Annotated in this window: 12 protein-coding genes and 1 pseudogene; all 13 read left to right on the top strand. The window is 51.6% G+C overall.

Annotated elements, in window-relative coordinates; all coding sequences use genetic code 11:
- The first annotated feature begins 34 nt into the window (after positions 1–34).
- Positions 35–508 carry a phage tail tube protein gene (locus AAC854_RS18950; protein ID WP_340618471.1) on the top strand — a complete coding sequence of 158 codons (474 nt, stop codon included), beginning with the start codon at positions 35–37 and terminating at the stop codon, positions 506–508.
- A 3-nt stretch (positions 509–511) separates the two neighbouring features.
- Complete coding sequence (locus tag AAC854_RS18945; protein ID WP_340618469.1) at positions 512–895, top strand: phage tail assembly chaperone; 384 nt, start codon at positions 512–514, stop codon at positions 893–895.
- Positions 896–915: 20 nt separating this feature from the next.
- A complete protein-coding gene (locus AAC854_RS18940; RefSeq protein WP_340618468.1) occupies positions 916–1188 on the top strand; it encodes a phage tail assembly protein T in 273 nt (90 codons plus the stop codon).
- 10 nt (positions 1189–1198) lie between these two features.
- Positions 1199–4534, top strand: a complete 3336-nt coding sequence (locus AAC854_RS18935; RefSeq protein ID WP_340618467.1) for a phage tail tape measure protein — start codon at positions 1199–1201, stop codon at positions 4532–4534.
- Positions 4534–4866 carry a phage tail protein gene (locus AAC854_RS18930; RefSeq protein ID WP_340618466.1) on the top strand — a complete coding sequence of 111 codons (333 nt, stop codon included), beginning with the start codon at positions 4534–4536 and terminating at the stop codon, positions 4864–4866. The genes AAC854_RS18935 and AAC854_RS18930 overlap by 1 nt, the downstream gene beginning before the upstream one ends.
- A gap of 6 nt (positions 4867–4872) precedes the next feature.
- Positions 4873–5625 carry a phage minor tail protein L gene (locus AAC854_RS18925; protein WP_422824106.1) on the top strand — a complete coding sequence of 251 codons (753 nt, stop codon included), beginning with the start codon at positions 4873–4875 and terminating at the stop codon, positions 5623–5625.
- A gap of 2 nt (positions 5626–5627) precedes the next feature.
- Positions 5628–6335, top strand: coding sequence for a C40 family peptidase (locus AAC854_RS18920; protein ID WP_340618464.1), 708 nt, complete (start codon positions 5628–5630; stop codon positions 6333–6335).
- A gap of 53 nt (positions 6336–6388) precedes the next feature.
- Positions 6389–6733, top strand: a complete 345-nt coding sequence (locus AAC854_RS18915; protein WP_340618463.1) for a hypothetical protein — start codon at positions 6389–6391, stop codon at positions 6731–6733.
- An 81-nt stretch (positions 6734–6814) separates the two neighbouring features.
- Positions 6815–7447 carry a tail assembly protein gene (locus tag AAC854_RS18910; RefSeq protein ID WP_340618470.1) on the top strand — a complete coding sequence of 211 codons (633 nt, stop codon included), beginning with the start codon at positions 6815–6817 and terminating at the stop codon, positions 7445–7447.
- Positions 7448–7490: 43 nt separating this feature from the next.
- Positions 7491–10664: a TipJ family phage tail tip protein gene (locus AAC854_RS18905; RefSeq protein WP_340618462.1), complete on the top strand. Its 3174-nt coding sequence runs from the start codon at positions 7491–7493 to the stop codon at positions 10662–10664.
- Positions 10665–10669: 5 nt separating this feature from the next.
- The gene (locus AAC854_RS18900; RefSeq protein ID WP_340618461.1) at positions 10670–11026 is read left to right on the top strand and encodes an RNA-dependent RNA polymerase family protein; all 357 of its coding nucleotides are present in this window, start codon (positions 10670–10672) and stop codon (positions 11024–11026) included.
- 1 nt (position 11027) lies between these two features.
- On the top strand, positions 11028–11648 hold the full coding sequence (locus AAC854_RS18895) for a hypothetical protein (protein WP_340618460.1): 621 nt from the start codon (positions 11028–11030) through the stop codon (positions 11646–11648).
- Positions 11649–11704: 56 nt separating this feature from the next.
- Positions 11705–12214: pseudogene (locus AAC854_RS18890) on the top strand (hypothetical protein); the annotation flags it as partial.

The raw sequence follows: 12214 nt of genomic DNA, 5'->3' as shown, positions 1-12214 counted from the left end.
CTGCGGGCGGTTTTTTATTTCCGGAGAATTATCCATGTCGAGTAAGTACGAAAAGGCCCAGGGCACGAAAGTGAGTATTTCGGCCAATGCAGCCAAAGAGGCCAATCCCCAAAATGCGGTCTGGCAACACATCGACTGCACCACCAAGGAGATCAGTTATACCGGCGGGCAAAAATCTGACATTGAAGTCACCACCTTGTGCTCCACTGAGCAGGAAATGACGAATGGCCTTGCGGCCCCGGGCGAAATTACCCTGTCCGGCAACTGGTCCGCCGATGAACCCGGGCAGGATACGCTGCGCACGGCCTACGACACCGACGAGCTGCATGCGTTTAAGGTGGAATTTCCCACCGGCAACGGGTATGCGTTCCTTGCCGAGGTGCGCCAGAACTCTTGGAGCGTATCGGCCAGTGGACTGGTGACTGCCAGCTTTACCCTGCGGCTGAAAGGCAAGCCGCTGCCCCTGAAACCCACGTCGTTAACCAAAAACACCTCACAGGGAGAATAAATCATGGCGAAGAAAAAACCCGACCTGCGCGCACTGGCACTGGCCCCGAATGCCGGCTTTCGCAGTAAAACCGTCACCGTACCGGAATGGGGCGATGTCACCGTCACCTTACGCGAACCCTCAGCGGGAGCATGGGGACACTGGCAGGCAGTGACATTACCGAAAGAGGGTGAGGAAGACACCTTGTCCATCGCAGAGAAAACGCACCGCAATATCCGGGGGGATGTCGTGTTGTTTATTGACGTACTCAGGGATGAGAACGGCGATCCGGTCTTTACCGAAGACGATATCGACACCGTGGCAGACATTTATGGCCCGGTTCACAGCCGTTTGCTGCATCAAGCACTGGAACTGATGGCTTCACAGGCGGACGCAGAAAAAAAGTAAACGAACCGGTCACCTTCTTCATGATGACACTGGCGCTGCGGCTCGGCAAAACCCTGTCTGAGCTGCAACGGGACCTGAGCGCCAGTGAATTACTGTACTGGCTGGCATATGACCGGGTGAGTCCGTTGGGGGATGAGCGGGGGGATATTCAGGCCGCCCAAATCGCGGCGGCTGTGTACCAGTCACAAGGGGGCAAAGTCGCCCTGCGTGATGTCCTGCTGCAATGGCGTGAACCCGACGCAGACAGTGACCGTGCGCCGGGGCTGGAAGCCTTTTTATCTAACCTGTCCTGAGATCTTTTCCATGGCAAAATTACGTGAACTGATTATTAAAATCTCGGCCAATTCGTCTTCATTTCAGGCTGAAATTGCCCGCGCCTCCCGGATGGGGGCAGATTATTACCGGGTGATGGAAAAGGGCGGGCGCGGGGCAGCAGCGGCCACCCGTGACAGCCAGCAGGCGTTACGGGAACTCAATAACCAACTGCTGTCAGCCAAGAACGCCGCCGCCGGTATGGCAGGCGCCTTTGCCGGGATGTTCGCCACCGGACGCCTGATCAGCATGGCGGACAATTACAATTCCCTGAATGCCCGCATCAAGTTAGCCACCACCTCCACGGAAGATTTCACCCACGCGCAACGGGAATTATTGCGGATCAGCCAGTATACCGGCTCCACCTTTGAGTCCAATGCGGGGCTGTTTTCCCGTGTCTCAAGTTCCCTGCGTGAATACGGTTATTCGACAAAAGACATTCTGTCCCTGACTGACGCACTGGCAACCGGGTTGCAAGTTTCCGGTGCATCCGCCGAAGAGACGTCCTCCCTTATCGTCCAGCTATCGCAGGCGTTGGGGCGCGGCGTGCTTCGTGGACAGGACTTTAACTCGGTGGCCCAGTCCGGCCAGCGTATTATGAAAGCCCTGTCAGATGGATTGGGCGTCGCGCAGAAAGACCTGAAACAACTGGCGGATGCGGGCGAGCTGACCACGCCGAAGATTGTGCCTGCCCTGCTCAGTCAGTTGGCGATTCTGCATAAAGAGTTTGATTCGATGCCGAACAGCGTGAGCGCGGCGTCAACCCGCGTTCAGACTGCCTTTCAGCAGTGGGTGGGGGAAGCCAACCGGACCACCTCGGTCACGGCAACCTTATCCGGGGTACTGGACGGGGTAGCGAGGAATATGGATACCGTTGCCGCCGGGGCGGGGGTACTGGTGGCGGTCGGGGCGGCCCGGTTCTTCGGGGGAATGGCCTCCGGGGCCGCGACGGCTACGGGTAACATCTGGAAAACCTACCGCGCTGAAGTGGATCTAGCGAATGCGCAGGTCAGAGGGACGCGGATAGCGACCGCCAGAGCACGAGCGGCGGTCTACCGGGCACAGCAGGCACTGGCGGCGGCAAAGGGGACCGACAAACAAACGCAGGCGGAAGAGCGGCTATCCCGAACGCAGGCCACCCTTAAGCGCAATATTGATGCCCGGACAGCGGCACAGAATCGATTGAATGGAATCACGTCAGTCGGTTCCAGAATGATGGGCGGACTTTTGGGATTGGTGGGCGGTATTCCCGGTTTAGTGATGCTGGGTGCGGCAGCGTGGTATACCTCCTACCAGAATACGGTACAGGCAAGACAGGCGGCACAGGAATACGCACGCACCATTGATGAAATTCCGGAAAAAATCCCCCAAATGACCCTGCCGGAAGCGTCCGATAATGCGAAAGAAGCCAAAAAAGCATGGGATGAACAAAACCGACTCATTGACGAACAGGTCAGGAAAATTGACGAATTAAAGCGCCGAATAGAGATGCTTTACAAAGCGCGCGATAACCCCAAAGACCCCCTGAGTGATGATAACCTTGCAACGTTACGTCGAGGGCTGGAAAAGGCGACCAGTGATCTAGCTGTTGAGCAATCCCGCTTAAATACGATGCAGGAAAAGGCAACAGAAATTAAACAGGTTCTGACATTAGTTGAACAGCGCCGAATTGATCTGATTAAGCAGGGAACGGAAAAGCAGGATGCTATGCGTCATTCGCTCTTGATGATGAACGGTGAGTATAGCGAGTTTAACCGCTTAATGAAGGAGGGTAATCGACTGCTTTCAGAGCGTGAGATAGCAAATGTTGCTACCCCGCTCCAGATCCCTCAAGCAACTCTGGACGATAAGCAACAGGCTTTCCTTAAGCGATCTGAGCGTGACCGTGAATTATCGACCCTGCAAGGTGAGGACAGAATCAGAAGGCAGGCGGAATTTGCCGCCGAAGATCAGGATTTAAATAAACCAGAGCATCAAGTTAATTACCAAAGGTACATCAATAACACGGTAGCCAGCTATCAGAATGGCGAAAAAGCCAAAGAAGCGCAGGCGGCGGCGTCAAAAGCCGCCAGTGAGGCTGCAAAAGCCGCCCGGGAAGCCGCCAGTGCACAGGAAAACTACCGTAATAAAGTGGCTGACCTGAATACGCAACTGGCCACAGAAGCGATCCGGTACAAGGAAGGCAACGCGGCGGCTGAGTTGTTCGCCAGCGCTCAGGATAACGTGACCAAGTTCACGCAGGCGCAGAACCGCCATCTGAACCTGCTCAACCAGAGACTGACAGAAACCAAACAGCGTTATCAGGACTTACAGGCTGCCATAGAAGCCGACCCGTTCCGTCGTGTTGCCAAAAGAACCCAAGAAGCCACAGAACAGCTAAAGCGGCAGAATGCTCATGGTGAAATTAAGTCACCCGCCGAATATGCTTACCGAAAAGGTGAGATATGGAAAGAGGACGTCAGGGGTAACGCAGACGCCCGACAGCAATATGCCGTTTCTGCCAAGGATGCCCTGCGGGGTGACGTTGACCCGGTACAGGACTTGGATAACCAACTGGCCCGCAAAAAAGCCTTGTATGACACTTACGCGGAAACACAGATTATCAGTGAACAGCGTAAGAATGAACTGATTGCGGCAGCCGAAACGGAAAACAACACGAGACGCATTGAAGCGGCGAAACAGTTGTTTGCTGCCCAAAGCGCCTATCACGAAGTGGCACTCAACTTGCTTGATACCGTCAGCGAACGCATGAGCAACATGGTTACCGGTATGTTAACCGGAACTAAATCACTCAAAGAAGGCGTTTCCGAAATGTTCGCCTCAATGGCGCAGAGTGTCGTTCAGAGCCTGATGAAAATCGCGGCGAATAAGGCATTTGAAATGCTGGCCTCTTCATTCGGTGGCGGTGGCGGCGGCATGCTCAATGGGGTTGCTTCCATGTTCACCAAGAACGCCAAGGGCGGTGTTTATACCTCGGCAAACCTGAGTCAGTACAGCGGGCAGATTGTCAGCAGCCCGACGATGTTCGCCTTTGCTAAGGGTGCGGGGCTGATGGGGGAGGCGGGACCGGAAGCCATTATGCCGCTTAAGCGTGGCCCCGATGGTTCGCTGGGGGTCCGGGCGATCACACCGAAGGGGCTGAGTGATAAAGGAAACGTCAATATCGAGATCAATATCACAGACGGAAAAGCCGAAAGCACCTCTAACGGTGACAACGCCGCATTCGGGCGGCAATTCGCTCAGGCTGTAGCCCAAGTTTATTACGCCGAACGTGACAGGGACTTGAGGCAGGGTGGCGCAATCAACAAAGCGATAAGGGGACGATAATGGAAACGTTTACATGGATGCCGCGGGTTAATGCCAGTTCCAACGTTGAATTTGCTATCCGAAAAGCGAAATTCGGCGACGGTTATGAGCAAGTCTCTGGCGCGGGGATTAACCCCAAATCGATGAGATGGAGCGTTGATTTTGTCGGCAATGAAAAATACATCACTGAAATTATCGCCTTTCTTGACCGACATGAAGGCCATAAGCCATTCATCTGGAGTCCACCGTTGGCAGGTAAGGGGCTATTTCGGAGCGAAAGCTATAAATATCAGGCCATTGACTACAAAACTTATGCCCTGTCGGCCGAATTCATTGAAGCGCACGCGCCCTAGGGGACGATCATGTTTACTGCTGATGTACAAAAATTAGATGCCGGGAATATCGTCCGGCTGTATGAAATTGACGGGACAAAATTCGGAGCCGATGTGCTCCGTTTTCATGCGTATGGCATGCCCGTGACACCCGAAGAGATTGAAGCGACAGAGAAAAAAGGCAGTCAGCCGCAGCCAAAATCCCTCTGGTGGCAGGATAAAGAGTATAAGCCGTGGCCTGTCCAGATAGAGGGATTGGAAATGTCCACGGATGGACAAGCTGCCCATCCTCGCTTATCTGTCGCCAACATTGAGGGAACGGTCACCGCGCTATGCCTGCAATTTGATGACATGGTGCAAGCCAAAGTGACCATTCACGATACCTTTGTTCATTATCTGGATGCCAAAAACTTTACAGAGGGAAATCCCACGGCGGACCCACAGCAAGAACGCCGGTTAATGTTCTATGTGAATAGAAAGATATCCGAGACGGACACGGTGGTTGTTTTTGAACTGGCAAGCCCGGCATCACTGGACGGACTGATTATTCCCACCCGGCAAATTCACGGCGTATGTACATGGTGTGCACGCGGCTGGTATCGGACAGGTAAGGGCTGTGACTATGCCGGAACAAACTATTTTGATATCGACAACAACCCGACGGATGACCCGGGTAAAGATCGCTGTCCCGGCACCGTGATTGCCTGTAAGTTGCGTCACGGAGAGGAGGGTGATTTGCCATTCGGTGGATTCCCGGCCTCATCGCTCATTAGGAGATAACTGTGCGCGATAAAACACTGGCATTGGTATTTGAGCATGCCAAAACCGAATACCCCAACGAATGCTGTGGCGTGGTGGCTCAGAAAGGCCGCGTAGAAAAATACTTCCCCTGCAAAAACCTAGCCCCTAATCCCACTGAACAGTTCCAGTTAGACCCCGGCGATTATCTGGACGCCTCAATCTGGGGCACGATTACCGGCATCGTTCACAGTCACCCGGACGCGACCACCCTGCCTAGTGATCTGGATGAGGCACAATGCGATTTCACTGAGTTGCCGTGGCATATCGTGAGTTACCCGGAAGGCGATTTCAGGACAATCTATCCGCGCGGGGAGCTACCCTTAATAGGCAGGCCATTTGTGCTGGGTATCTATGATTGTTACGGCCTCATTATGAGCTATTACCGCCAACAATATGATATTGAACTGAATGACTACCGGGTCAATTATCCTTGGTGGGAGCAAGGCGAAAATCTGTACCTAGATAATTTTGAGCAGGCCGGCTTCGTTGAAGTGACAGGCGATCCACAGGAGGGTGATGTGGTTCTCATGCAGGTTCAGGCCGATATGCCGAATCATGCGGGCGTGCTGCTGGAGGGTAATTTATTGCTCCATCATCTTTACGGGCAATTGAGCCAGAAAGTGCCTTATGGTGGGTACTGGAAAGATAGAACTGTGAAGATGCTGCGATATGAGAAATTGCATAAATAATAGATCATAACTAGCATGGAGAAATATTACCGAAGAAATAAAAAGGGGTAAGGATGAGTAGGGTATTAATTGTTGTGTTTTTTGGGTTATCACTAGTGGCTTGTAAACCTACAGAAAAAGACTTTATTAACATAGGTGAATCTATTGTTAGAGATAACCTCAAAGATCCAGATAGCGCAAAATTTGATTCATTCTACCCCTCGCCAGATGAATCAGATGGTTATGTATGTGGGATGGTTAATGCCAAAAATACATATGGTGGGTACACAGGGAAAAAACCATATTATGTTTATATTGAAACTAAAGGCGGTAAGCTGAAACATCATGGACCTGTAGTTATAGTGGACGATGATGACCAGGCTGGCTTGGGTAATTTCAGATTGTTATGTAAGAAATAATAATGCAATCCCACTACTTAGGAAGCTCCTTTTTAGTCTAACCAACCCTCTTCGGAGGGTTTTTTTACTTATGAGGCCATGATGACTTATACAGATCCCCCGCTTCGCACAATCCGGCTTCATGGCGTCCTTGCTGCCAAATTCGGCGCGACATTTGAATATGCTGCCAGAGACGCCCCGCATGCTATCCGTGCCATGAGCAAACTTGTTACGGGTTTTGAGGCGTTCATGCTAAATGCCCACAAACAGGGATTTACCTTTTCGGTCATTGTGGGCGGCAGAAGCTACAACAAAGATGAACTGGATATGACCAAAGGCCATGGGGATATCCATATTATGCCAGTGATCACAGGCAGCAAGCGGGCTGGACTGTTCAACGTCGTCTTAGGTATCGCCCTGATTGTTGTTGCATGGTGGAACCCGTTGAGCTGGAGCGCCTCGACTGCATTATTTGTCGGTGCGTCAGGCGCATCAATGGCAATGGGGGGCATCTCTCAAATGCTCGCGCCTCAGCCACCGGGATTAGGCATGCGTGAATCACCGGACAATAAACCCTCTTATGCGTTCGGGAGTCCGGTTAATACCACCGTTCAGGGCAATCCTGTTCCTATTCTCTATGGCTCACGCGAGATCGGCGGGGCAATTATCTCTGCCGGTGTTTATACCGAAGACCAGTATCAGACCGAACAAATAGAGAAGCAACGTAACGAGTAACCCAGACCGCCAGAGGCGGTTTTTTTTATTTCAGAGGTGAGTGATGACATGGCATGTTATTGAGGGTGCAAAAGGCGGTGGCGGCGGTGGCGGACATACCCCTTACGAAATGCCCGATAATATCCAATCGACGGCCACGGCTAAAGTCTTGCTGGCGCTGGGTGAGGGCGAATTTGTTAACGAACTGAGTGCAAAAGATATCTATCTGGACAGCACCCCCTTGCAGAACAGCAACGGAACCATGAATTTTGAGGGCGTTAAATGGGAATTTCGCACGGGGACGCAGGCACAGACGTACATCAAAGGCATGCCTGCCGCTGAGAATGAAATTCGTATCAACACAGAAATAAAAGCGGCCACGCCCTGGACAAAATATATTTCCAATACGAAATTATCGGCCGTTCGTGTCCGGCTCGGCTGGCCTGCCTTGAGGGAGCAAAAAGACAATGGTGATACGGGGGGGTATCGCATTGATTATGCCATTGAGTTATCAACGGATGGCGGCAGCTACCAGCCTATTTTTGATACCCATATCGATGCCAAAACCACAACACTGCATGAACGCTCATATCGTATTAACCTGCCTGATGCAAAAACAGGCTGGACTGTCCGGGTTGTCAGAAAAACGGCGAACAATACCAGTGAGCGGATCATTGACAAAATGAACCTCATGGCGTTCACCGAAATTATTGACGCCAAATTCCGCTATCCTAATACCGCGCTGCTGTACGTTGAATTCGACGCCAGATTGTTTAATGGCAATGTGCCGCTGATTTCATGCAAACCCAAAGGGCGCATCATTCGCGTGCCGTCTAATTACGACCCGGTTAACCGTACTTGCAGTGGTATCTGGAACGGAGCATTTAAATGGGCACACAGCAATAACCCGGCGTGGGTGCTGTACGACATATTACTGAATGACTTGTGCGGACTCGGTGACAAAATTGACAGAACACAGGTTGACGAAATCGAGCTGTATCGCGTGGCGGAATATTGCGATCAACCCGTCCCCGATGGAAAAGGCGGCACTGAACCGCGATTTACCTGCGATGTCTACATTCAATCACGCGAAGAAGCGCATAAGGTACTGACCGATATTGGTGCGATATTCCGTGGCTCGGTTTACTGGGGCGCTAACCAGTTCATTGCCATGGCGGATATGCCGGAGGACATTAAATACATTTTCACTCAGGCCAGCGTTATCAATGGTGAATTCGTCTACAGCAGCGGCGGTGAACGTAACCGGAGCACCGTCGCCATGGTGAGCTGGTCAAATCCAGACAACCATTACAATGACGAGGTTGAAGTTGTTTCAGACGATAATTTAATCCAACGTTATGGTATCAACCAAATTGATATCGCCGCCATTGGTTGCACACGTCAGAGCGAGGCGCAACGCCGGGGAAAATGGGCAATTCTGACCAACTCACGCGACACTATGATTTCATTCCGCGTGGGTCTGGATGGTCAGATCCCCATGCCCGGCCAAATTATCGGGGTGGCGCATAAAAACAGGGCCGGACGCGTTGTTGGCGGGCGTATTCAGTCGGTTAATGATCGCAACATCACACTGGACAGAAAACCCGATGTGCAGTCAGGCGATCGTTTGTTGGTGAATTTACCGACAGGAAAATCAGAGGGCCGGACGGTTCAGTCCGTTAATGGTAACGTCGTTACCGTGACGACTGCGTACAGTGAATTACCTGTATCCGGTGCTGGCTGGGCGGTGGACGCCAATGACTTATTCATTCAACAATATCGTGTCGTCGGCATCAAGGACAATAATGATGGCACATTCGAGATTAACGGTCTTTATCACGACCCGGATAAATATGACCGTATCGACACAGGGGCGCGGATTGACGAACGTCCTATCTCCATCATCCCTGCAAGCGTCCAGTCGCCGCCGAAGTCGGTCAAGATTGAGGGCTTTTCTTTTGTTCAGCAAGGTATCTCCACCACTACCGTACTGATCTCATGGGAAAAAGCAGAGGGTGCAGTTGCTTACGTAGGTGAATGGCGCAGGGACAGCGGTAACTGGATTTCCATTCCCCGCTCGTCATCACCGGGATTCGAAATACCGAATGCGTACTCCGGCCGGTATCAGGCTCGCATTAAGGCAATAAACTCATTTGATATCCCCAGCTTATTCGCTTCATCTGAGGAGGTGAATATCACGGGAAAACAGGGTAATCCCCCAGCACCTTTGGCATTCAGAACAACCCCGATTATCTTTGGTATCCAGCTTGACTGGGGTTTTGCGCCACAGACGGACGACACGCTGAAAACCGAGATCCAGTACAGCCCGACTAACGACGGTGAAGGGTTAATGCTGCTGGCGGATATTCCCTACCCGCAACGCACCCATACCCTACAGGGACTGTTAGCCGGGGTGGCGTTCTACTTCCGTGCCCGTCTGGTGGATAAATCCGGCAATCAGTCCCCGTGGACGGAGTTTGTCCGGGGCGAGTCCTCAACGGACACGAACTGGATAGTGGAGGCAACCGGCAACCAGTTCCTCACTGCCGAAGCCGGAAAACGGCTGCAATCCCAGATTGATTATAACTCGGAAGCGGCAATGGAAAATGCCGCGTTGAGTGGCTCCATTGTCCAGCGTCAACTGAAAGAAAATGGTGAGATGCGGACGGAGATACTGGAAGTCAAAACCACACAGTTGACCGACAGGACAGCCTTTGCGGAGAAGATGGAAAAAGTTCAGGCCGAAGTGGGCGAGAATGCGGCGGCGGTGCAGACCAAGGCGACCGCGGTCTTTGATATCGACGGTAACGGTTATGCTATCAAGGATATCGGGGCAGGGGTGAAGTACAAAGGGGAGTTCTATCAGGCTGGCATGGTGATTGGAGCCGAGGTGAAGAACGGTAAGGTCGAAACACATTTCGGCGTCAGGGCGAACCAGTTTACGGTGGTGAATCCGTCCAATGGGAAAATGGAGCCGGTATTTGTGATTAAAAATGGTCAGGTTTTCATTAACAGCCTGTTCGTTGGTGATGCCACGATTACCAGTGCGAAGATTGCCGACACCCTCCAGTCGACCAACTTTGACCCGAACCGGCGAACCGGATTTAGGTTAAATATGCGAACCGGTGAAATGACCAGCTACGGTCAGGGGAACGGCGGTTATTGGGTCGAAACCAATAACCTAAAGCAGCTATTTGATAATAATGGCAGACTGCGGATCAGGATGGGGTTCTGGTAATGGGCATGGGATTAGAGATTTACGATGAAAAAGGCCGGTTAATTATCACCACGAACAATATCATTCCGCGCTTTCTGGGCACCCACGTTATTCCGCTGAAAAAATCCGGCAGCCTGTATTTACCGGGCCTGAGCGAGGGCGGGAATGTCACTGCCCGGTTCTTTTTAAAAATGTACGGAAGGCATCACGGATTACGTGCCTCCATATTAAGTAATGAATTTACCGCGTTCAGTGTATCTGGCAGCACGTTCAGTTATCACGTCGATTATGACGAGTATCGCTGGGAACATGAAGGCCGAGGGGGTGGTCAGACCACTACATGGGCAAAGATGGAAAACTATGTAACAATTTGGGCGATTTAAGATGCTGGGATTAGAATTTTATACCGATAACGGCTTAGTGCAGTTATCCGACAAAACCCCGTCACTGGGATTTTTAAGAAAGGCCGATGCCAATGAAAGTAATATCGGCTGGGATGAACGTTACTACAACTATGCGGAGGTCTACGGCGCAGGTGGGAAGTACTTTTTTGCCCCCATCTCAGAATTACAGGTGCGGGGTAATAACGGGCTGGAGGTCTACAGTGAGCGTGGTGAACTGATGTTTTCATCCGCCATGAAGCTGTTGTCGTTCGTCACCCGTTTTTATGTCGATGTGCCCAACAACAAAAGTCGACCGTTTGTTTACGTGGGGGAGGCCGGGCGGCGCTACGGGTTTATGCCGATAAAATGGCAGTCTCGGCAATATAATAAAAATATTGAGCATATCCCCGGTGAGTTCAATCCCCCTTTTTATGATGAAGAATGGGAATACGATGTTTGGCAGGAATACTTTGAAGGCCGGTACAGTGATGGGCGGATTGAGATAGCTTACTTCTATGATTATTTAGGCCATCGAGTAAGTGGCTCAAATCCCGAAACATGGAGTGGCCCACCGCCCTTAATGGAAGGCTTTATCGTCGATTTAACCATGATAGAAGGTTAACCCTCTCTTTTTTCAGGAACTCCACCATGATTTATACCCAAGGCACAATCTCAACCGTGTCCGGCTCGGCTATTGTCCGCGGCACGGGCACAAAATTTATATCAAATATCAACGGGGTCGCCCCCGGGCAGCTTATGTTAATCCAGTCCGGCAACAGCAATTTACTGCACATGATTCAGGCGGTGAACTCCGATACCGAGCTGGTGCTGGCCGATAATGCCAGTGTTACCCTTAATAACGCAAAATACCAGATTCAGACCACCGTCCCGGATTCCATTTCCGATGGGGTGAGACATATGGTGGCGATTAACGGCAACATCACCCAGTTCCTCCAGAACATGGACAAATGGATGTCACAGAATGGCACGGTGGCGGTGACATTGCCGAATGGTCAGACCGTGTCATTGCAATCAATACGGGCATTGCAGGCGGCGATGGAGGGGAAACTGGATAAGAGTCGAAATGGGGCGGATATTCCGAACAAATCAGAGTTTGTGCGGAATATAGGGTTGGAAGGTGCAGCTATCCAGAATCAACCTGCGTCGTTTGACGGGGTGGTGGTCAAA

The sequence above is a fragment of the Xenorhabdus entomophaga genome (genome assembly GCF_037996725.1).
Taxonomy (GTDB): domain Bacteria; phylum Pseudomonadota; class Gammaproteobacteria; order Enterobacterales; family Enterobacteriaceae; genus Xenorhabdus; species Xenorhabdus khoisanae.
The sequence above is the reverse complement of the archived record's forward strand: the minus strand, read 5'-3'. Positions and strand labels throughout refer to the sequence as shown.